Origin of the sequence: Actinoplanes couchii, assembly GCF_016862075.1 — a bacterium.
GTDB classification, from domain to species: Bacteria; Actinomycetota; Actinomycetes; order Mycobacteriales; family Micromonosporaceae; genus Actinoplanes; species Actinoplanes couchii.
In genome coordinates, this window is record NZ_BOMG01000073.1 from 25388 (window position 1) to 46066 (window position 20679).

General features: G+C 69.7%; 26 protein-coding genes. 14 read left to right on the forward strand and 12 right to left on the reverse strand.

What is annotated here, in order from left to right:
• Nucleotides 1-19 precede the first annotated feature (19 nt).
• Nucleotides 20-349 carry an isocitrate lyase/phosphoenolpyruvate mutase family protein gene (locus Aco03nite_RS29040; RefSeq protein WP_203800205.1) on the forward strand — a complete coding sequence of 110 codons (330 nt, stop codon included), beginning with the start codon at nt 20-22 and terminating at the stop codon, nt 347-349.
• A gap of 96 nt (nt 350-445) precedes the next feature.
• Here Aco03nite_RS29040 and Aco03nite_RS29045 read toward each other — a convergent pair whose 3' ends face one another.
• Together Aco03nite_RS29045 and Aco03nite_RS29050 are read right to left on the reverse strand one after the other, a co-directional pair.
• Nucleotides 446-1066: a hypothetical protein gene (locus Aco03nite_RS29045; protein WP_203800210.1), complete on the reverse strand. Its 621-nt coding sequence runs from the start codon at nt 1064-1066 to the stop codon at nt 446-448.
• On the reverse strand, nt 1063-1503 hold the full coding sequence (locus tag Aco03nite_RS29050; protein ID WP_203800213.1) for a ClpX C4-type zinc finger protein: 441 nt from the start codon (nt 1501-1503) through the stop codon (nt 1063-1065). Before Aco03nite_RS29050 ends, Aco03nite_RS29045 begins: the two co-directional genes overlap by 4 nt.
• A 72-nt stretch (nt 1504-1575) precedes the next feature.
• Between Aco03nite_RS29050 and Aco03nite_RS29055 the strand changes: the two genes are divergently transcribed.
• Genes Aco03nite_RS29055 through Aco03nite_RS29070 form a run of 4 tightly spaced genes read left to right on the forward strand, consistent with a single transcriptional unit; the run spans nt 1576 to nt 3976 of the window.
• Nucleotides 1576-2949, forward strand: a complete 1374-nt coding sequence (locus Aco03nite_RS29055; RefSeq protein WP_203800216.1) for a serine/threonine-protein kinase — start codon at nt 1576-1578, stop codon at nt 2947-2949.
• 54 nt (nt 2950-3003) lie between these two features.
• The gene (locus Aco03nite_RS29060) at nt 3004-3195 is read left to right on the forward strand and encodes a hypothetical protein (RefSeq protein WP_203800218.1); all 192 of its coding nucleotides are present in this window, start codon (nt 3004-3006) and stop codon (nt 3193-3195) included.
• Nucleotides 3196-3224: 29 nt separating this feature from the next.
• The gene (locus tag Aco03nite_RS29065; RefSeq protein WP_203800219.1) at nt 3225-3593 is read left to right on the forward strand and encodes a hypothetical protein; all 369 of its coding nucleotides are present in this window, start codon (nt 3225-3227) and stop codon (nt 3591-3593) included.
• Nucleotides 3551-3976 (forward strand): DUF4279 domain-containing protein, encoded by a 426-nt coding sequence (locus Aco03nite_RS29070; RefSeq protein ID WP_239145523.1) that lies wholly within the window; start codon nt 3551-3553, stop codon nt 3974-3976. The genes Aco03nite_RS29065 and Aco03nite_RS29070 overlap by 43 nt, the downstream gene beginning before the upstream one ends.
• Here the strand turns inward: Aco03nite_RS29070 and Aco03nite_RS29075 are convergent.
• From Aco03nite_RS29075 to Aco03nite_RS29105, 7 genes are all read right to left on the reverse strand, one after another.
• Nucleotides 3912-4541, reverse strand: coding sequence for a response regulator (locus Aco03nite_RS29075; RefSeq protein ID WP_203800220.1), 630 nt, complete (start codon nt 4539-4541; stop codon nt 3912-3914). The two genes, Aco03nite_RS29070 and Aco03nite_RS29075, sit on opposite strands and share 65 nt — an antisense overlap.
• Nucleotides 4538-5599 (reverse strand): sensor histidine kinase, encoded by a 1062-nt coding sequence (locus tag Aco03nite_RS29080; protein WP_203800222.1) that lies wholly within the window; start codon nt 5597-5599, stop codon nt 4538-4540. The genes Aco03nite_RS29075 and Aco03nite_RS29080 overlap by 4 nt, the downstream gene beginning before the upstream one ends.
• A 5-nt stretch (nt 5600-5604) precedes the next feature.
• Nucleotides 5605-7473: an MMPL family transporter gene (locus Aco03nite_RS29085; protein ID WP_203800225.1), complete on the reverse strand. Its 1869-nt coding sequence runs from the start codon at nt 7471-7473 to the stop codon at nt 5605-5607.
• Nucleotides 7474-7551: 78 nt separating this feature from the next.
• On the reverse strand, nt 7552-8217 hold the full coding sequence (locus tag Aco03nite_RS29090) for a GntR family transcriptional regulator (protein ID WP_203800228.1): 666 nt from the start codon (nt 8215-8217) through the stop codon (nt 7552-7554).
• A gap of 16 nt (nt 8218-8233) precedes the next feature.
• On the reverse strand, nt 8234-8728 hold the full coding sequence (locus tag Aco03nite_RS29095; protein ID WP_203800231.1) for a flavin reductase family protein: 495 nt from the start codon (nt 8726-8728) through the stop codon (nt 8234-8236).
• Nucleotides 8725-9150, reverse strand: a complete 426-nt coding sequence (locus Aco03nite_RS29100; RefSeq protein ID WP_203800234.1) for an ester cyclase — start codon at nt 9148-9150, stop codon at nt 8725-8727. The genes Aco03nite_RS29095 and Aco03nite_RS29100 overlap by 4 nt, the downstream gene beginning before the upstream one ends.
• Complete coding sequence (locus Aco03nite_RS29105) at nt 9147-10700, reverse strand: BCCT family transporter (protein WP_203800237.1); 1554 nt, start codon at nt 10698-10700, stop codon at nt 9147-9149. The genes Aco03nite_RS29100 and Aco03nite_RS29105 overlap by 4 nt, the downstream gene beginning before the upstream one ends.
• 170 nt (nt 10701-10870) lie before the next feature.
• Here Aco03nite_RS29105 and Aco03nite_RS29110 point away from each other — a divergent pair, with 170 nt between their 5' ends.
• From Aco03nite_RS29110 to Aco03nite_RS29150, 9 genes are all read left to right on the forward strand, one after another.
• A complete protein-coding gene (locus Aco03nite_RS29110; RefSeq protein ID WP_203800252.1) occupies nt 10871-11530 on the forward strand; it encodes an amino acid synthesis family protein in 660 nt (219 codons plus the stop codon).
• Nucleotides 11527-12078 carry an amino acid synthesis family protein gene (locus Aco03nite_RS29115; RefSeq protein WP_203800255.1) on the forward strand — a complete coding sequence of 184 codons (552 nt, stop codon included), beginning with the start codon at nt 11527-11529 and terminating at the stop codon, nt 12076-12078. Before Aco03nite_RS29110 ends, Aco03nite_RS29115 begins: the two co-directional genes overlap by 4 nt.
• Nucleotides 12079-12084: 6 nt before the next feature.
• Nucleotides 12085-12804 (forward strand): alpha/beta fold hydrolase, encoded by a 720-nt coding sequence (locus tag Aco03nite_RS29120; RefSeq protein ID WP_203800257.1) that lies wholly within the window; start codon nt 12085-12087, stop codon nt 12802-12804.
• Entirely contained in the window at nt 12797-14281 is a 1485-nt protein-coding gene (locus tag Aco03nite_RS29125) for an aldehyde dehydrogenase (protein WP_203800259.1), read from the forward strand. Before Aco03nite_RS29120 ends, Aco03nite_RS29125 begins: the two co-directional genes overlap by 8 nt.
• 1 nt (nt 14282) lies before the next feature.
• A complete protein-coding gene (locus tag Aco03nite_RS29130) occupies nt 14283-14480 on the forward strand; it encodes a tautomerase family protein (protein WP_203800261.1) in 198 nt (65 codons plus the stop codon).
• Nucleotides 14477-15523, forward strand: coding sequence for an LLM class flavin-dependent oxidoreductase (locus tag Aco03nite_RS29135; protein ID WP_203800263.1), 1047 nt, complete (start codon nt 14477-14479; stop codon nt 15521-15523). The genes Aco03nite_RS29130 and Aco03nite_RS29135 overlap by 4 nt, the downstream gene beginning before the upstream one ends.
• A 204-nt stretch (nt 15524-15727) precedes the next feature.
• Complete coding sequence (locus Aco03nite_RS29140; protein ID WP_203800265.1) at nt 15728-16303, forward strand: hypothetical protein; 576 nt, start codon at nt 15728-15730, stop codon at nt 16301-16303.
• A 257-nt stretch (nt 16304-16560) separates the two neighbouring features.
• Nucleotides 16561-16977: a hypothetical protein gene (locus tag Aco03nite_RS29145; protein ID WP_203800267.1), complete on the forward strand. Its 417-nt coding sequence runs from the start codon at nt 16561-16563 to the stop codon at nt 16975-16977.
• Between the two features lie 102 nt (nt 16978-17079).
• On the forward strand, nt 17080-18294 hold the full coding sequence (locus tag Aco03nite_RS29150; RefSeq protein ID WP_203800269.1) for an MFS transporter: 1215 nt from the start codon (nt 17080-17082) through the stop codon (nt 18292-18294).
• A 164-nt stretch (nt 18295-18458) separates the two neighbouring features.
• Here the strand turns inward: Aco03nite_RS29150 and Aco03nite_RS29155 are convergent, their stop codons facing one another.
• The 3 genes from Aco03nite_RS29155 to Aco03nite_RS29165 all read right to left on the reverse strand — a co-directional run bounded on the left by Aco03nite_RS29155 (nt 18459) and on the right by Aco03nite_RS29165 (nt 20646).
• Complete coding sequence (locus tag Aco03nite_RS29155; RefSeq protein WP_203800272.1) at nt 18459-18680, reverse strand: hypothetical protein; 222 nt, start codon at nt 18678-18680, stop codon at nt 18459-18461.
• A gap of 124 nt (nt 18681-18804) precedes the next feature.
• Complete coding sequence (locus Aco03nite_RS29160; RefSeq protein WP_239145524.1) at nt 18805-19959, reverse strand: FAD-dependent oxidoreductase; 1155 nt, start codon at nt 19957-19959, stop codon at nt 18805-18807.
• A 78-nt stretch (nt 19960-20037) separates the two neighbouring features.
• Entirely contained in the window at nt 20038-20646 is a 609-nt protein-coding gene (locus Aco03nite_RS29165; RefSeq protein ID WP_203800275.1) for a lysophospholipid acyltransferase family protein, read from the reverse strand.
• Nucleotides 20647-20679 lie beyond the last annotated feature (33 nt).

Consider the following 20679-nt stretch of genomic DNA (forward strand, 5'->3'; position numbering starts at 1 on the left):
TCGCTGCCGGCCGGATCCGATGACCACTTTGGTGCTGCCGAACGTCTGGGATGACGGGAGCGCCGCGCTCGCCGGCCGGGCCGGCGCCGGGGCGGTGGCGACGACCAGCGGCGGTGTGGCCTGGTCGCTGGGCCGCCCCGACGGTGAAGGGCTTTCGGTCAACGACATGATTGCGGCCGTACGCCGGATCACCGCAACCGTGTCCGTCCCGGTCAGCGCCGACGTGGAAGGCGGATACGGCGACGTGGCGGCCACCGTCCGGGCGGTGATCGACGCCGGCGCGGCCGGTGTCAACATCGAGGACTCCCGAAACGGCGAACTGCTGCCGGTGTCCGCTGGATCAGCGTGAGAACGGCGCTCAGCCAGGCCGCCTACGGTCTGACCGAGCGGGCACCCGGGATCTGCTGGCCGAAGGCACCTTCCGGCACCTGGAGGGGGCGCCCACCTATCCCGGGATCGACTCCCTCTTCCGGGAGCGCTGAACCAGCGCCGCGGCAAGGAGACCGAGCAGGACGGTGAGCGTCCACCCGACCCCGTCCGCGAGCCGGTAGTCGCCGGCGAACGGGCCGCCCGCCGGATTCACCAGAGTGGCACCCACGGCGACGGCGGCGACCAGACCGGCCAGGATCAGGGATCCGCGTGAGGGCCGCTGCCCGAACGCCGCGATGACCAGGGCGGTCACCGCGACCATGAATCCCGGATGGTTGAGGTGCAGCAGCTCGGTCGTCTCGAAGTAGTCGTTGGCGATCACCGTATAGGGCGCCGTGACCAGCCGGTGTGTCACGGCGACCACACCGGTCGCGGCCACTCCGGCGCCGAGCGCCCACCCGCCGCTGCGGGTGGCCCCGAGCAGCACCCCGATCAGCAGCGGCACCAGCCCCGCGACCAGATGGGCGCCCTGCAACGCGTCCATGGCCGCCCCGGACGGCCAGCACAGATTCGGATCCCGGCAGTCCGGCAGCCCGACGGCGTCGAGCTGCCCCTGCACGACGGACGCCGCGTAGAGGAGGTATCCGGTGGCCACACCCGAGACCACACCGGCCGCGATCAGAAAGCGGGTTTTCATGCCACAAGCCTAGTTTCACCCATCGGCGCCCGTGATTCCCGAATTCGTGCCGCCCCGGTTCCGGCGATCCGGAGAAAGCCTGGTAGGCCGCCGGCGGTCCAGGAGAAGCGCTCCCAGGCGGACTGGCGTTTCATGCCCAGCGCTCCGCCGACCCGGTCCCAGGACAGGCCGCGACGGCGGGCCTCGGCGACCCAGGCGCGCAGGTCGTCGTCGACCTGGTCGCGGACCGCCTCGACGCGGGGCAGGTGGTCGAGGATCGCCTGGTCCTCCATCTGGTCCCAGAACGGGACACGCGGCGCCGGGCCACGGGTCTTCTTCTCGGCGATGACGAGCGCGGACAGCTCGACGCACTCGTTGCAGATGAAGACACCGGCTCCGGCGACGAGTGTCTCGACCTGATCCTCGGGTTTGGTGCAGAACGAACAGCGACTGGCCACGGTGGTTCCCGCCTCGGACTGTCAGGTAATTCCTGACAACCAGCGTGGCCGCCGAGCCATTAAGCTGACGCGGTGCTACAGGCTGGGTCGCAGATCGGGAACCGTTACCTGCTGCAGAAGCGCGTCGGCGCGGGTGGCATGGGTGAGGTGTGGCTTGCGGTCGACGAGGTGCTCCGGCGTACCGTCGCGGTGAAGGTCATGCTCCCGTCCGTCGCCGGCGATCCGGATTTCGCGACACGGTTCGAGTCGGAGGCCACGTCGATGGCCCGGATCAACCACCCGGCCGTCGCCGCGATCCACGACTTCGGCCGGGACCAGGGCGTTCTCTACCTGGTGATGGAGTTCGTCGACGGCGAGTCGCTGTCGCAGCGGCTGTCCCGCGGGCGGCTCGCGCCGGACGAGACGATGCGCCTGATCGAGCAGGCCGCCGCCGGGTTGCAGGCGGTCCACGACCAGGGTCTGGTCCACCGCGACATCAAACCCGCCAATCTGCTGGTACGCCGGGACGGCACCGTGGTCATCACCGACTTCGGCATCGCCCGCCACGAGTCGGCCGGCCAGTTGACGGCGTCCGGGGCCGTTCTCGGCACCCCCACCTACCTGTCGCCGGAGCAGGTGCGCGGCGAACCGGCCGGACCGGTCAGTGACGTCTACTCGCTGGGCCTGGTGGCGTACGAATGTCTGGCCGGTGAGAAACCGTTCGTGGGCGACAATCCGTACGCGGTCGCGCTGCAACGTCTCCAGGGTGGCCCGCGCACGATCAAGGTGGACCTGCCGCTGACGATCCAGGCGGTGGTCGAGCGGGCGCTCGCGGTCGAGCCGAAGGACCGCTGGCAGTCGGCCCGTGACCTGGCAGCGGCCGCCCGGGACGCGCTCACCGGAAAACCCGTGCCGTCGGTCTCGTTGGCCGCGCCCCGCCCGGAGTCCCGGACCCCGGTGCTGCTCGCCGCCCTGGCCGGCCTGCTGATCGTGGTCGGCGGCGGGGTGGCCTGGGAGTGGGTCCGCACGTCCGGGACACCCGCCTCCACCTCCGGCCCGGTGACGCCGGCCCAGGCGGCCACCACCCCGGACCTGTTCACCGAGTGCGGGACCGGCTGGTGCCCGGTGGAGCCGATGTGCTGGGGTGGCCTGGTCGCCAACTCGGGTGTCGCCTCCCCGCCCCGGCGCACGGACTGCGCCGAGGACCACTACTGGGAGACGTTCGCGGCCGTCGCCCTGCCGGCCGGCGGCGTCCGGATCGGCGAGGATTCGCTGATCACCCGCCCCGACGTGAAGACGATGTGCAACACCGAGTTCATGACGTCCCGCAGCCGCACGCCGGCGGAGACCGGCAAGTGGCAGGTCGACGCCTGGCCGATTCCGATCGGTTCGAGCACGATGCTGCACTGCATAGCGAGTTCTCCCGGCGGCGAGTCGACGGGAAACGCCTTCCGCCCCGAGTCCTGACACCGGGCCGTTCGGTGGATTCTCGGCATGGTCCACATCGGTCAGCATGTGCCGGTGACGGGTAGACCTTGGCGTCCGGTGCTCGGACTGATCGCGGGAACGGCCCTGCTGGTGGGCTGGTGGTTCCGTGAGCCGTCGGGTTCGGGCTGGCAGTCCGGGCTGTCCGTGCTGCTGGTGCTGACCGGCACGGGCCTGGTGGGCGACAGCCTCCGCGACCTGCTGCGCACCCGGAAACACACTGGTTAGCCGGGGCCGGGCTGCTGTACGGTGCGCGTGTGGAAAGTGTCCGGACTCGCGTGGACCGGGTCGACGTCCGGGAGGAAGAGGACGACCTCACACTCATCCTCGGCGCGTCCGGCGTGCACGTCATGCAGATCCGGGTGCGCTACGACGGCTGGACCGACGAGGTGATCAACCCGGCCGGCGAGGTGGCGCCCGGCCCCGGTTCCTTCACCCTGATCGGCCGTGAGCTGACCCTGGAGTTCGGTGCCCCGAGCGCAAGGACCCTGGGTTTCCCCCGCGACTACCGCCTGCACCTGGACGTCGACGACGCCGCGATAAGCCGGGCACGAGCCGCACTCCTGGAGATCCTGGACTGCGCGTGCTACGTCATCGACACCCCCGAGGGCCGCATCACCAGCTGACAAGCATCAGCCGCCGCGCCGAACCCACGGCCGTCCCGGTCGATCATTCCTGGAAGATCGTCTGCCGCGAACCGGGGCTACGCGTCGATGAGCAGGTCGCCAGCGTCGTCGGACGACTCGTGCCGCACAGCGCGGCGATCGCCGCCGTCCTCGAGATCGTGCGCTGCTTCGACCGCCAGGAGGCCGGCCGGGCTGAGGCCCCGAACTTGTTGGGCTGGCATCTCGATCGGAAGGTCCTCGACTTCCTCCAGTCCACCGGAGCGTCCCTGGACGTCGACGAGTACGACATGACACCCGGCCGGACCTGGGCTGCGTGTGTCACGCTGGGCGGCGGAGCAGGCCGCGGTCGAGGGCGACGACCACCGCGTGGGTACGGTCGTTGACGTCGAGCTTCGCGAACAGGCGCAGCAGGTGGGTCTTGACCGTGGCCTCGGCTATCACCAGGCGCGCGCCGATCTCGGCGTTGGTCAGGCCGTCGGCGACTCCGGCCAGGACGGCGAGTTCGCGTGGGGTCAGGGGTGGGCGTTCGGGGCGGCGCATCCGGGCGAACAGCTTCGCCGCCACCCGGGGCGCCAGCACCGTCTCGCCGCGGGCGGCCGCGTGGACGGCGTCGGCCAACTGTTCGCCCGTGGTGTCCTTGAGCAGGTAACCGATGGCGCCCGCTTCCACCCCGCGTTCGATGTCGTCGTCGGTGTCGTAGGTGGTCAGGATCAGCACCCGGGTCCGGGGGTGCCGGGCGACGATCGCGGCGGTGGTCGCGACCCCGTCGAGGACCGGCATCCGCAGATCGATCAGGGCCACGTCGGGGTCGTGCCGGGCGATCAGGTCGAGGGCGTCCCGCCCGTTCCCGGCCTCGCCGGCGATCTGGATGTCGTCGAAGCCGGCGAGCAGGGCGACGACTCCGGCCCGCATCACCGTGTGGTCGTCGACGACGACGATCCGTGTCATGACGGCGTCACCGGCAGGCGGGCCAGGATCCGGGTGCCGTCGCCGGGTGAGCTGGTCACGACCAGTTCACCGCCCATCTCGGCCAGGCGGCGGCGCATGCCGTCCAGCCCGAAACCGGCCGGGGTGCCGATGTCGAAACCCACCCCGTCGTCGGTGATCTCCAGCTCCGCCTCGTCGTCGTACCGGTTCAGGGTCACGCTGACGGTGGTCGCCCCGGCGTGCCGGCGGATGTTGGCGAGCGATTCCTGGGTGCAGCGCAGGAACGCCACCCGGGCCGGCTGGTCGCCGTCGACGTCGGCGAGTTCGGTGAGCACGGTGAGGCCGGTGTCCTCGGCGAACCGGTCCAGGATGCGGCGCAGCGTCTGTGTCATCGACCCGGTGGCGGGACGGGCCGAGCCGACCAGTTCGCGGGCCTCGGCCAGGTTGTCGCGGGCGGTGGCCTCGATCGACCGGAGCTGCCGGCTGCTGGGATGGCCGGGGTCGAGGCCGGTGCGGGCGGCTTCGGCGAGCACCACGATCGAGGCGAACCCCTGGGCCAGGGTGTCGTGGATCTCGCGGGCCATCCGTTCGCGTTCCCGCTGGCGGGCCCACTCGTGGCTCTCCTCGACGACCTGCCGGGCCCACATCCCGATCAGGACGCTCGCGGCGTAGACGATGAGCGTGGAGATCACCGTGGAGCTGAGCAGCCCGGCCCGCAGGGTGCTGCCCACGATGGTGCCGATCGCACCGGCCGCGCTGAATCCGATCGATGCCCGCCACGACCGGGTGAGCACCCAGAAGTGCGGCAGAGTGACGATGAACAGGGCCACGTAGTCGCCGCGCAGATAGGACAGCCCGCTCAGCGAGAGGACCAGGACCGACAGGTAGAGGTACGGGTGGACCGGGTACCGGACGACGACGGCGTAACAGCCGGCCACCGCGGCGAGCAGCACCAGCGACCAGCTCCGGGCCGGGCCCGGCGGGCCGAACAGCAGCACGGACACGCTGAACAGTCCGTACAGGATCCAGCAGACGGCGTTCCACCGCCGCAGGGTGCTCTCCCAGAACGGCCCGGTCACACCGCTCAACCTACTGCCCGCCCCGGCCACCAGGCTCGCTCCCCCAGCAGCCGCAGGATCGTCGGCAGGATCAGGACGCGGACCACGAACGCGTCGAGCAGCACCCCCACCGCGAGCACGATCCCCATCTGCCGCAATTCGGCCAGATCAACGAAGATGAAACTGACGAACACCGTGGTCATCACGACGGCGGCGCTGGTCACCACCCCGGCGGATTCGGTCAGCCCGGTCCGGACGGCGTCGGGTGCGGGCAGTCCGGTGCGGGCCGCCGCCCGGATCCGGCTGACCACGAAGAACTGGTAGTCCATCGACAGCCCGAACAGGACGACCAGCAGGAACAGCGGCACCCGGGAACCGACCGGCCCCGGCGAGAGCAACAGCAGGGTGCCCAGGGCGGCAGCCGCCGACAGCAGATTGAGCAGCACCCCGAGCACGCCGAGCACCACCGACCGGAAGACCGCCACGGTCATCAGGAACGTGACGGCGAGCAGTGCGGCGAGCACCAGCGGCAGTCGTTCCCGCTGGTGGGCCGGATAGTCGGTGATCCGGGCGACGTCACCGGACACCGCCCACTCGGCGCCCGGCACGACATTCAGAAGACCAGGCACAAGATCCTTGCGCAGGTACGTCAGGGAGCGGGCCGCCTCGGGTGAGTCGTTGCGGTCGAGGACCGGCACGGTCAGCACCGTGGTCCGGCCGTCGGCCGATGTGTGCAGCCTCGACGGTGAGGCGTCGATCCCGGCGAGCACGGCCCGGACCCGCGGCGCCTGTGCCGGGTCGGAGCGGACCACGATCTGGTGGGCGCCGCGCAGTTCGGGGAACGCGGCGATCAGCCGGTCCCGGGTCTGCACGGCCGGGACCTTCCGCGAATAGCTCTCGACGCTGATCTCGGTGACCTCCAGCCCGGCCAGTGGCGTGGCCAGGGCGAGCAGGGCCGTCACCGCCAGGACCAGCGCGGTCACCGGGCGGCGGGCCGGCCACGCCCAGGTCCGCCCGGGACGGCCGGTGATCCGGCGGCCACCGGTCGCGGGCAGCACGGTCACCGCGCCCGCGACCGCCACCAGGGTGACCAGGATGGTGGCCGTCGCCAGCGACGCGTAGATGACGTCACCGGCCAGGTAGAGGGTGGCCGCCGAGAGCGCCACGGCCAGTCCGGAGCTGACGATGACCGGGCGGGCGTTGTCGGTCTTGAGGTGGAACAGCGCGTAGTCGACACCGACCGCCATGCCGATCAGGATGATCACGTTGGTGCCGACCCCGGCGTCCGGGAAGACGTGTGACGCGAGCATGGCCAGGCCGGTCGCCGCCGCGATCGAGGTCAGCGCCAGCAGCAGCGGGACCGTCGCGGCCACCACCGAGCCGAAGACCAGCCACAGCACGATCAGGGTGACCGGCAGCGCGATCATCTCGGACCGGGCCAGGTCGGCACCGCGGCGCTGGTCCATGCCGCTGCCGATGGAGGCGCGGCCGGTCTGTTCCACCCGCGACGACGGATATCGGGCCTGCACCTCGGCGGTCCGGGTGCGGAGCGCCGCCACGTGGTCGCGGGCTTCCAGTTCGGGGCCACGCAGGGTCACCACGACCAGGGTGTGACCGTCGGTGGATCGTACCGGAAGATCGACCGCCTCGACCTCGGCCAGCCGTGACATCCGCGCGATGATCTCCGCGGTGGCTTTCGCCTGGTCCGGCCCGGAGATCAGCACCTGTTCCTGTGGGCGGCGTTCGAGACCACCCTCGGCGGCCATCGCCTCGGCCCGGCCCGCCTCACCGACCCGGTAGTCCTCGGTCGCCGCCTTCCGGTTGCCCACCGACAGACCGGCCGCCAGGCACAACACCACGAACAGCAGCCACCCGGCTGTCAGACGTCCCCGCATGACCATCAGCCTCGCGAACGCGGCGGGCCAGCGGGAGCATCGATCGACGGGACCTCCCGTCCACCGGACGGTGGACGGTCAGGGGAGTTCGAGGCCGGCCAGCAGGGCGCGGCGGCTGGCGCGGACGTGTTCGCGCATCACCTGTTCGGCGCTGTCGCCGTCCTTGGAGCGGATCAGGTCCAGGACCACGTGGTGTTCGCGTTCGGACTGCAGGGCCCGGCCGGGCTGCTGCAACGACGTCACCACCAGACGGGAGTACGCCAGCTGGTTCATCAGCATCCGGTAGTGGGCTTCCAGCTTGGTGTTGTCGGCGCCGGTGATCAGCAGGCCGTGGAACTCCTCGACGTAACCGGCGTACTTCGCCCGGTCGTCGGCGGCCACCGCCAGATCGGCCTGCCGGACGTTCTCCTCCAGCAGCTCGACCTCGCGGACCCGGCCGCGCTGGGCCAGCAGGCGGGCCGCCGCGCCTTCGAGCAGTTCCTTCATCTCGAACAGCTCGGTGATGTCGCGGCGGGACGGGGCGGCCACGAAGGTGCCGACCCGGGGCCTGATCTCGACCAGGCCCTCGGTCTGCAACTGTTTCAGCGCCTCGCGGACCGGGGTGCGGCTGACCCCGAACTCCTCGGCCAGGACGATCTCCGAGAGCAGGGCGCCGGAGGCCGCCTCACCGGTGATGATGCGGCGGCGCATCTCGGCGATGACGCGCTCCTGACGACTGCCGGTGCCGGCCGCGAGGCGCTGCATGATGGTGTCGGTCCTCTCAGGTGAGGGGTGTCAGGCCCTCGGAGTGGAAGAACCTACCGGAGCTGTATACCACCGGGGGAAGGTCGGTGACCTCGGCGGCCACCACCCGGCAGATGAACACCGTGTGGGTGCTCGCCTGCAGCCGTTCGCGGATCTCGACCTCCATGTGCGCGCTACTCCCGGCCAGGATCGGGGTGCCGAACCGGCCGCGGCTCCAGGCCACCCCCTCGAACTTGTCACCGGTCTTGGAGGCGAACTTGCCCATCACCTCCATCTGCTCGCACGAGGCGATGTTGATGGCCATGTGGGTGGCGGTGTAGAGGCAGTCGTGGGTGTTCGACGTGCGCTGCACACACACCATCACGGTGGGCGGGTCGAGGGAGATGTTGGCGAACGCGTTCACCGCCAGTCCGCGAGGGGTGTCCTCGTCCATCGCCGTGACCAGGGTGACCCCGGTGACGAAGCGGCGGTTCACCTGCTTGAGCAGGTCGATGTCGGGGCTGGTGATCATGAGTCCTGTCCTACGCTGATGACGCCGATGGCGGTGAGCAGGCCGCGGGGATCCCAGGTGACGTTCTCGGAGTGGACGAGACCGTCGGCGCCGAAGGTGGCGAAGGTGGCGCCGCTGACGGTGATCTTGCGCTTGGTGGCCGGCACGCCCAGGAACGAGTGGGTGTGGGTGCCGGTGGACTGCCAGCGGACCGCCATCCGGTCACCGTCGATCAGCAGGTCCTCGATGGTGGTGGTCAGGTCCGGGAACGAAGCCCGGGTGGTGACGACGGTGGCTTTGAAGGCATCCCGGTCGAGGCCGGGAGCGTCCGCAACAGAAAAACGCAGATAGCCGGGGGCGAGCAGCCGGTCGAGCGCGTCGACGTCACCGAGGTCCCAGGCGGCCCGCCAGGTGTCGATCACCAGTTGACGACGAGAGGTCATGCGTCGGTCTTCCTTTCCAGCGAGTTGTCGGAGATCAGTTCCTTCCAGAACGAGACGGCCAGCCCGGCGATGATCACCAGGAACGGGGCCGAGGTGACGATGACGGTGTTCTGCAGGGCATTGAGGCCGCCGGCCAGCATCAGGACCACGGCGGTGATGCCGGTGAGCACACCCCAGAGGATCAGGATCGTGCGGCGCGGGGCGAGCGAGCCGCCGGAGGTCATCATCGCCAGGACGTACGTGTTGGCGTCGGCGCCGGACACGAAGAACATGATGACCAGGAAGATCGCGACCGCCGAGGTGATGCTCGCGAGCGGGAAGTGGTCGAGGGTGGCGAAGAAGGCGCTGTTGATGTCGTTCGAGGTCTGCGCCGCGATGTCGCCGCCGTGATACATGTCGACGTTGATGGCGGTGCCGCCGAAGACGGTGAACCAGGTGAAGAAGACGACGGTCGGGACGACCAGGACACCCATGATGAAGCCGCGGATCGTCCGGCCCTTGGAGATGCGGGCCAGGAAGACGCCGACGAAGGCGCCCCAGGACACCCACCACGCCATCATGAAGTAGGTCCACCACTGCATCCACTCGAGGTCCCCGAACGCCGTGCCCTGCAGGCTCATCCGGAAGAAGTCGGTGGCCCACAGCCCTATCGACTCGATGTACAGGTTCGCGATGAAAACGGTCGGGCCGACCACCAGCATGAAGACGAACAGCGCGCCGGCGGCGATGGCGCTGCCCTGGCTGAGGTACTTGATGCCCTTGCTGACCCCGGTGACCGCGGACATCGTGAAGATCGCGGTGACCGCGGCGATGATCAGGACCTGGGTGATGTTGTCGACCGGGATCCCGAACAGGGTGGCCAGGCCGTTGTTGACCTGCAGGGCGCCCAGGCCGAGCGAGGTGGTGGTGCCGAACAGGGTGGCGAAGACGGCGAGCACGTCGATGGTCTTGCCGATCGGCCCGTTCACCCGGTCGCCGATCAGCGGGCGGAACAGCTGGCTGACCAGGGTGGGCCGGCCCTTGCGGTGGGTGGAGTAGGCGATGGCCAGGCCGAAGACCGCGAAGATGGCCCAGGCGTGCAGGCCCCAGTCGAAGTAGCTGTACTGCATGGCCCGGACGGCGGCCTGCGGGGTGCCGGCCTCGGCGAGCCCGTGCGGCGGGGTGGCGAAGTGTGAGATCGGTTCGGCGACGCCGTACGAGACCAGGCCGATGCCCATCACCGCGGACAGGATCATCGCGAACCAGCTGAGGTTGGAGAACTCCGGCCGGTCGTCGTCCCTGCCGAGGCGGATGTTGCCGTACGGGCTGAACGCGAGGAACACCAGGAAGACCAGGATCGCGAGGGTGATGACCAGGTAGGCCCAGCCCCAGGAACCGGTGAGCCAGTTCAGCGAGGCGGTGGTGACGCTATTGAGATTCTCGGTGAAGAGAACGCCCCAGGCGACGAAGAGTCCGCAGACCGTGACCGAGGCATAGAAGACCGAACCGAGTTTGTGGGGAGCCGAGCTGTCGACGCTCTGGAGGTCGGGCTCGGTGATTGTCTGGGACATGTTGCCCTCCTGTCTTGCATGCAAGAGGGATGCTAGGTACGTCACAACACAGGTGTCAATACTGTTACCGCTACCACATTTACCTGCTCAGCATGCCGAAACAGGGAGACGGTTGACACTCTCCAACGCCGGTCGTATTTTCTGTTGCATACATGAGCGAGGAGAAGCGCATGAGCGTTGACTTGGAGCCGCGTACCGGCAGACCGAGTCCCGAAGCCGGTCCCCGCCCGCACGACTGGCTGCGGCGGATCGCGGTCTACCGGGAGGAGGTGCTGCTCGAGAACGGGACGGCACCCGCTGTCCCCGCCCTGCGGGCGACGGCCGCGGCGGTCATCCGCAACCCGTGGATCGGCACCCCGGCCGGCCGCGACCTGAGCCCGGAGGTGGAGGCCATCGCCCCGGTGCTGGCCCGCGAGCTGACCGCCCGTCTCCTCGACTGCCTGGGTGGCGTGGACGCCGTGGAGGCGTTCGGCAAGGCCGCCGTGGTCGGCACCGAAGGCGAGATCGAGCACGCCGGAGCCCTGATCCACACCCCGTTCTTCGGCAATCTCATGCGCGAGTTCCTGGACGGCACGTCGATCATCTGTTTCGCCGACACCCGCGCGGACGCCGGCGAGACACTCGTCGTGCCGATGTGGCACAAGAGCCACGCCGCGACCCGCAGCCACTACCAGACCATCACCGCCCGGATTCCGGACGCGCCCCGCGCCAAGGAGATCGTGGTGATCGCGGCGGCCTCCACCGGGCCCCGCCCGCACGCCCGCATCGGCGACCGCCGTACCGACCCGGCCGTCTCCGCGGCCTCTCTAGGGAATGGGAACCAGCAATGAACGTCCGCAAGATCGTCACCATCACCGACGAGGTCCTCACCGAGGGCGGGCGCCCGGTGCAGCCCGCCGCCCGGATCGCCGTGGTGGCGGCCGTGATCGAGAACCCGTGGGCCGGTCAGGGCTTCGTCCAGGACCTGCTGCCGGGCATCGACGCGAACGCCTCGGAGCTGGGCGCGCTGCTCGCCCCGCGGGTCGTCGAGGCACTCGGGGCCACTGTCGAGGCGTACGGAAAAGCCGCGGTCGTGGGTTTGGACGGCGAGATCGAGCACGGCTCCGCGCTCATCCACACGCTGAAGTTCGGTGACCACTTCCGCAAGGCCGCGTCGGCGACCACCCTGCTGCCCGCGCTGGAGAAGCGCGGTCCGGCCGGCATCGTCTTCGACATTCCGCTCAAGCACATCACCGACGCCACGATCCGCTCGCACCACCAGTCGTTCGAGGTGCGGATCCCGGACGCGCCGCACCCGGGCGAGATCCTGATCGCCCTCGCGGCCGCCGCGCAGGGCCGCCCGCAGCAGCGCCTCGCGTCGCTCTCGACCGAGCAGTGAACCGGCATGACCCGGCCGGTTCTGGTCCTGCTGCACGGTGTCGGTCTCGACCACACCGTGTGGCAGGACGTGATTCCCCAACTTCAAGACCGGTTTTCGGTACGGACCCCGAATCTGCCCGGGCACTCCGGCGCGGTGCGGGTCGCGTCCGACATCGATCTGGCCGGGCTGGCGGAGCTGGTGGCGGCCAGCCTCGACGAGGGCAGCCACCTGGTCGGCTTCTCCCTCGGCGCGCTGGTCGCCCAGTACCTGGCGATCCACCGGCCGGAGCTGGTCGCGTCACTGACCAGCGTCAGCTCGGTCTGCCGGCGCACCCCTGAGGAGCGCGCCGCGGTGCTGAGCCGCCTGGAGGTCGCCACCGCCGACCCGGCGAAGGCCGCCGCCGCCAGCATCGACCGCTGGTTCGCCGGCACCACCGTCGCGCCGGCGACGATCGAGCACACCCGGGCCGTACTGGAAGCCAACGACCCGGACCAGTTCCTGGCCTGCTACCGGGTCTTCTGCACCGGGGACGCGGTGGTCGGCCCGCACCTCGGCCGGATCACCGTCCCGTCGCTCGCCGTGACCGGTGGCGAGGACCCGGGCTCGACCCCGGACATGACGTACCGGCTGGCCGCCGCGATCCCGGACGCGCACGCGGTGATCGTGCCCGGCGCCCGCCACATGCTGCCGGTCGAGCAACCCCACACCCTCGCCGGGCTCATCGAAGGAGTCGCACATGTCTGAGACTCGCCACCACCACATCGGCGGGGAGAAGGTCGCGCCCTCCTCCGGCGCCTGTTTCGACAGCACCAACCCGGCCACCCGGGAGATCCTCTACTCGGCGGCCCGGGGCAACGCCGAGGATGTCGACAAGGCGGTGCAAGCAGCACGTCGCGCCTTCGAGAACCCGGCCTGGCGGGACATGAGCCAGACCGGCCGCGGGCGGCTGCTGCGCCGGCTGGCCGAGCTGGTCGCGGAGAACGCCGACGAACTGGCCCGCACCGAGAGCCTGGACAACGGCAAGCTGCTGCGGGAGATGCGCGGCCAGCTGACCACGCTGCCGGAGTACTACCACTACTACTCCGGGCTGGCCGACAAGATCCAGGGCGACGTGATCCCGACGTCGGACCGGGCGGTGCTGAACTACACGATGCGCGAGCCGCTCGGTGTGGTCGGCGCGATCACCCCGTGGAACTCGCCGCTGACCCTGACCACCAGCAAGCTGGCGCCGGCCCTGTGCGCCGGCAACACCGTGGTGATCAAGCCGTCCGAGTACACCTCGGCGTCGGTGCTGCGGCTGGCCGAACTCGCCGACGAGGCGGGCTTCCCGGCCGGCGTCGTCAACGTGGTCACCGGGTTCGGCGCGGAGGCCGGGCAGGCGCTGGTCGACCACCCGGACATCGCCAAGATCTCGTTCACCGGCTCGACCGGCACCGGATCCCGGATCGCCGCGTCGGTGGCGTCGAGGTTCCTCGGTTCGACCCTGGAACTGGGCGGCAAGTCGCCGAACATCGTGTTCGAGGACGCGAACATCCACAACGCGGCGATGGGCGTGATCGCCGGGGTGTTCGCCGCCGCCGGGCAGACCTGCATCGCCGGTAGCCGGGTCTTCGCGCACCGCAGTGTCTACGACGAGCTGCTGGAACGGGTCGCCACCCGGGCCGCCGGCATCAAGATCGGTGACCCGCTGCTGGCCGACACCGAACTCGGGCCGCTGGCCTTCGCCGACCAGCAGAGCAAGGTCGCCGGTTACGTCGACATCGGCCGGGCCGAGGGCGCCCGGGTGCTCACCGGCGGGAACGTCACCGACGGCGGTGGTCTCGGCGGTTACTTCTACCAGCCGACCGTGCTCGTCGACGTCGACAACGACATGCGGGTGGTGCGGGAGGAGATCTTCGGCCCGGTGGTCGCGGTGATGCCGTTCGACACCGAGGACGATGTCGTACGCCTGGCCAACGACACCGAGTACGGCCTGGCCGCCGGGGTGTGGACGAAGGATCTCGGGCGCGCGCACCGGATGGCGAACCGTCTGCAGGCCGGCACCGTCTGGGTGAACACGTACCGGGCGATGTCCCCGATGTCACCGCGTCAGGGATACAAGAACAGTGGCGTCGGCATCGAGCACGGCCAGGAGACGATCAAGGAGTACACCCAGCTCAAGAGCGTCTGGATCAACACCAGTGACGCTCCGGTGGCCGATCCGTTCGTGATGCGGAGCTGACATGCCCCTGGTCGACGTCACCATCACCGAGGGCCGCTCGCCCGAGCAGGTCCGCGCCCTGATCCACGCCCTGCATTCCGCCGTCGTCACCACCGTCGACGCGCTCCCCGAACACGTCCGCGTCATCGTCCGCGAGGTGCCCCGCAGTAACTGGGCCACCGGAGACGTGACAGTCGAAGAATGGAAAGGCCCCCGATGAGATTCTCCCTCTTCGTCCACATGGAGCGCTGGGACGACTCGGTCAGCCACCAGGAGCTCTTCGCGAACCTCACCGAGCTGACGCTGATGGCCGAGGCCGGTGGCTTCGGCACGGTGTGGGTCGGCGAGCACCACTCGATGGAATACACCATCTCGCCGAACCCGATCCCGACCCTGGCGTACCTGGCCGCCCGCACCAGCACGATCCGGCTCGGCGCCGGCACCATCATCGCCCCGTTCTGGAACCCGATCCGGGCCGCCGGCGAGTGCGCCCTGCTCGACGTGATCAGCAACGGCCGGATGGAGGTCGGGCTGGCCCGCGGTGCCTACCAGTTCGAGTTCGACCGGATGGCCGGTGGGCTGCCCGCCGCCGACGGTGGCAAGCACCTGCGGGAACTCGTCCCGGCGATGCGGGCGCTGTGGCAGGGCGACTACGCGCACGACGGCGAGATCTGGCAGTTCCCGACCTCGACGTCGGTGCCGAAGCCGGTGCAGCAGCCCACTCCCCCGGTGTGGATCGCCGCCCGGGATCCCGCGTCGCACGACTTCGCCGTCGCCAACGAGTGCAACGTGATGGTGACGCCGCTGATGAAGGGTGACGAGGAGGTGGAGAACCTGGTCGGCAAGTTCGAGACCGCGGTCGCCGCGCACCCCGAGGTCACCAAGCGCCCCGAGCTGATGGTGCTGCGGCACACGCACGTGCACGACGAGAGCGACCCGGACGGCTGGAAACCCGCCGCTGCCGCGATCAACCGGTTCTACCGCAGTTTCGACGCGTGGTTCGGCAACAAGACCACGCCCGTCGACGGGTTCCTGGACCCGAGCCCGGAGTCGAAGTTCGAGGGGCGCCCCGAGTTCGAGCTGGAGTCGTTGCACCGGACCGCGATGATCGGCACGCCGGCCGAGATCATCGAGCGGCTCAAGCACTACCAGTCACTGGGTGTCGACGAGTTCAGCTTCTGGATCGACAACAGCATGTCGCACGAGGAGAAGCGCGCCTCGCTGGCACGTTTCATCGAGCACGTGGTGCCGTCCTTCAGCTGACAGTGACACTGGACCAGCGGGCGCTGACCTCCGGGGTGGGATCCGGTCAGCGCCCGCTTTCGTGTCCCAAATTTTTTGACCGTTCGGCCGATACTCGATGACCGAAAGTACTAGTTCGACTCATACAACCGTCACCCCGATATTTCCCGTGGTCACCTCTTGCTAAACCACTACGCACCACCGAGAAAGCAAGAGGTGAGCAACATGAAGACTCTTTCGCGAATGATCATGGTCGGCATCGGCCTGGCAGCCGGCGTGACGTTCGGCGCGGCGCCGGCGATGGCCTCCCCCAGGGATCCCATCCCGGGAAACCCCGCGTTCACCTCGAAGAACGCCTGCCTCGATTTCCTGGACGAGGTGCTGGACGACGTCTGGGACGACTACAAGTGCGCACAGATCGGCGACTCCTACTACGTCGTCGAGAACCTCGACGGGCTGCCCGACTACATCATCACCCCCGCCGACCCGCTGACGCTCGACCTCATCGGATCGTCGAGCAACGGCGGCGGCCTCGGCGGCTACATCAACGGGGTCATCCACGACGCCCTGCACGGCCCGGACGTCCTCGTCATCGAGACGACACCCGTCATCACCGACCCCGCCAAGACCGGCAACATTCCGCTCAACGGGACCGGAGCCACGCCGGGCGCCACCACCGGCAACCAGCCACCCGTGACGGGCGGCGCAACGACCGGCAACACCCCCGCCGGCACGAGCACGGGTGCCGGCAGCGGCACGGGCTCCGGCGGCGGGGTGACGATCACTCCCAAGGCCGGATAGGCACGCATCCGACGAGGCCTGAGCCGGCGGCTCAGGCCTCGATCGTTTCAATGACCGTGCCGCCCTGGAATGGAAAGTCAGTCTTTAAACCTACTGTGATGTAAATCACTTTCACGGCAAGGGGTTGGGCCGCGATCCGGCGGCGGCAGGGGCATCCGAAGTGCATTCTTGATGCGGCGCACCACATCGGAATTGTCCGGCTATTTTTCGCCGAGACCGCGCCACAATTATTCGTGGACTCCTTCAAAGGAGAAGGCATGAACACTCGGAAATGGAGTGCCGTCGTCGGCGGAGCGCTTTTCCTCGGCGCTTTCGGACTGGCCCAGGGAATCGGTGCGACGGCTGCAACGGCCGCTCCCGCCGGCATCACCTCGGCCACCTGGACGAACCCGCCTCCCGGCCCCGTCAACAACTACGAACTCGGGGTGAAAGCCGGCATCTCCGCGGCCAACAAGGAAGCCAAAGCCAACTGTGAGGCGGCGTGGGCAGAACTCGACAACCTGCCCTCGGTCTCGAACAACTACCGGTCGTACAGCGGCGCCGCCGAGGACTCGGCGGCGTCCAGCTTCCAGCCGTCGGCCGAGACCCGGCAGGCACAGGAGGACTTCAACGCGGGCTGGGACTCCGTCTACGACCGGGCTTACAACAACGCCTACCGGCAGTACTGCAACTGACCTGGAAAATGATCCGGGAAACGGTCGGCGCTTTTCCGAATTGTTCGGGCAGTGCCGGCCGTTTCTTGACTCCGCCGTAACGTCATGGTTTGCGATGGGGGCATGAACCGGGTTTCTCTGGCGTATCTCGCGTCCTATGTCCTGTCGATGCTGGGTAACTCCATCGCCGGGGTGGCGCTGCCTCTGCTGGTCCTGCAGATCACCGGGAGCGCGCTGGCCACCGGGGCGGTCGCGGTGGCCAGCGCACTGCCCGCCGCGGTTGCCGGGCTGCTGATGGGTGTGGTCATCGACCGGATCAACAGGCGTACCGCCTCGATCCTCACCGACGTGGTGTCGGCGCTGTCGGTGGCCGCACTGCCGCTGGTGGACACCGCCGTCGGGCTCTCGGTCGGGTGGTTCGTGCTGTTCGCGGTGATCGGATCGTTCGGTGACGTGCCGGGACTCACCGCCCGGGAGGCGATGATCCCGGGGATCGCGAGCGCCGGGCGGATCGGCGCCGAACGGCTGATCGGCCTGCGGGAGGCGCTCGGCGCGCTGGTCATGCTGGCCGGGCCGGCCGCGGCCGGCACCCTGATGGTGGTGTTCGACGGCAGCACCGTCCTGTGGATCACCGCGGGCACGTCGGCGGCCGCCGCCGCGGTCACCCTGCTGATCCCGAAGCAGGCCGGCGCGATCACCCCGGGCACCGGGCAGGTGCTGATGCGCGACGGCTGGCGCACCCTGGTCCGGTCGCCGTTCCTGGTCGCCACCACGATCGTCAGCATGAGCATGGTGGTGGTGATGAGCGGTTTCCAGGCGCTGGTGCTGCCGGTGCACTTCACCACCGAGGGGCGGCCGGAACTGCTCGGCTTCGTGCTCACCGCGCTCGCCGCCGGAATGCTCGCCGGTGGCGGTGTCTACGCGGCGCTGGGCGGGCGGGGCCGGCGCCGCACCTGGTTCACGGTCGGCCTGGTGATCACCGTCGCCGGGTTCACCACGATGGCCACCCTCGCCGCGCCGTGGGTGGTGTTCGGCGCGGCCGCCCTGGTCGGGTTCGGGCTCGGGCTGTTCGGCAGCCTGATGGGGGTGCTGATGATCGAGCGGATCCCGGACGACAGGCGCGGGCGGGTGGCCGGCGTGCAGAACGCGGTGCTCACCCTCGCCCCGGCGCTCGGCATGGGCGGAGCGGCGGTCCTGACCGAACAGTCCGGGGCGGGCGTCGCGGCGGCCGTGCTCGCCGCCGTCTGGCTGGTCACCGGCGCACTCTCACTGTGGGCACGACCGCTACGTGACCTGGAGCCGCGAACGGCGCTCGCTGTGGGAGCGACCGCTACGTGACCTCGAACCGCGGGCGGCGCTCGTCCCCCGTACCGAAAGCCGGGTCTGATCCTGGTTTTGATCTCGCGGGTCGGCGGTGGGCACCGCCTGACCCCGACGGGTGATGCGCAGGAGAGCCGTTCACCGGGAGGTGATCCCGGTGAACGGCTCGGTGGAGCTCTGTCCTACTTGGCGTCCTTCAGGGCGGCGAGCGCCTGGGCCGCGATGAAGTACTTGTTGCGGCCCAGCTCGCCGATGGTCTTGATGCCGAGGGCGTCGCGGATCAGCTTGCCGCCGGCAGTGCTGACGCCGGCCAGCGCCTCCACCGGCGCGTCCAGGATCTCCTCGAGGGACTTGTCCTGGTATGCCTTGTCGAGAACCTTCTCCAGGTCGGCGGTGATAGCCACGATTCCTCCGCGGGGTGTCGAGTGTGGATCTTCCGGCCGGAGACTAACGGATCTTGACCAAGCGACCCCGAGGGGCCTCCCCCGACTGAACGCAACCTCACCCCCGTCGCGGCCCGGATGCCGGTCAGCCGAGCAGGCGGGCCATGTTCTCCGGGGCGAAGAACTCGGCCGGGGGTGTCACGCCGGAGTTCAGGCGCATGAAGGCGTCCGTCTTCTCCTGATCGCCGGCGATCGCGGTGACCAGCGCGATCATCTGCTCGTCCGGCGGCTGGAGCGCGGCCGCGCCCAGGGTCATCCGGTAGCGGGGCATCGCCCGGGCATCCCGGCGGGCCTGGTACCCGGCCAGGTCGTCGCCGGTGATCGCGGCGGCCAGCAGCTCGGCGTCCAGGAACGCGTCGGTGATGCCCTGCGCGGTGATGTAGTCACGGCTGTAACCGGCGTCGCCGACCAGGGCCCAGCCCGGACCGGACGGCACCTTGAGGTAGTTCGGCACCGACGAGCCCACCCAGCGGGTCTCCTGCTTCGCCTCCCGGAAACGGGCGTCCCACTCCGGCGCGCCGGCGAACATCGTGGCCATCGTGCCGTCGACGTCGTTGCGGTGCTCGGCCAGCTCCGCGTACGGCCACCCGCCCAGCAACCAGGTCAGGCCGTCGTTGGTGGGGCAGAGGGCCCAGCCCCGGCCCGGCCGGTTGTACGCCTCGAACGTGTCGGTCGGCAGGTTGCTGAAGTAGGCGTAGTAGCCGACGATCAACGGCGGCCGGTCCTCGTACGCGGCCGCCCCGACCGTCCTGGCGACCAGCGAGTTCCGGCCGTCCGCGCCGACCACGAGCCGGGCGTGCTCGACCGAGCCGTCCTTACCGCGGATGCCGGTCACCGTGCCGTCGGTATCGGTCAGGATCTCCTCGACCGAGTACCCTTCCCGGACCTCGGCCCCGGCAGCGGCGGCCGCGTCCAGCAGGATCTTGTCGAGCAGGACGCGGCGGGGCGCGTAGGCGTACGGCTGCTCCGGGGTGCCCGGCGCCCCGGCGAGGGTGACCGGCCCGAAGTCGAAGGAATAACGGCCCACCGGGGGTACGCCGGTGCCCACCACCTGGTCGAGCAGGCCCCAGCGCTGCAGCGCCGACACCCCCGGCGGGTGCACGGTGTGGGTCGACACGGTGTCGCTCGGAAAGGTGTCCCGATCCACCAGCAACACCCGCATCCCCTGCCGGGCCAGCAACATGGCCAACGGCGACCCGGCGACCCGGGCCCCCACCACGATCACGTCGAAATCAGTCATCAACTCTCCCCACCGAACTTCAGGCCATAGTGGAGGTTCGACGGGGACGTGTCGATGGGCCGTCAGGGGGATCCTCGGTCAGGCCGTGGCCCGGGGGGCGTAGCGGGGGACGTAGTCCTGGCCGGAGATGTCGGCGATGGCGGCGACGATGGCGTCGGTGGCGGCCCGGCGGTCGCGGGCGTTCTCCGGGTCGGTGGCGATGGCCGAGAGCTGGATCGGCTTGCCGAAGACCACGCGGACCCGGGCCGGGCGGGGGATGATCGCGCCCGGCGGCAGGACCCGGTCGGTGCCGAACATCGCGACCGGGACCACCGGCGCCTTCGACCTCAGGGCCAGCCAGGCCACCCCGGTCCGGCCGCGGTAGAGCCGGCCGTCCGGGGAGCGGGTGCCCTCCGGGTAGATGCCGAACGGGTCGCCGCGTTCCAGCACCTCCAGGCAGGAGTCCAGGGAGCGGACCGCGGCCCGGGTGTCGTCCCGGTCCACCGCCACCTGGCCGTCGCGGGACATGAACCAGGACACGAAGCGTCCCCACGGGCCGCGGCCGGTGAAGTACTCCGCCTTCGCCATGAAGGTGATCTTCCGGCCGAGTGCCACCGGCAGGAACGTCGAATCCGTGACCGACAGGTGGTTGGAAGCCAGCAGCAGCGGGCCGGTCGCCGGTACGTGCTCAGCCCCCTCCACCTTCATCCGGACAACCTTCTTGACCAGTTCGTACACGTG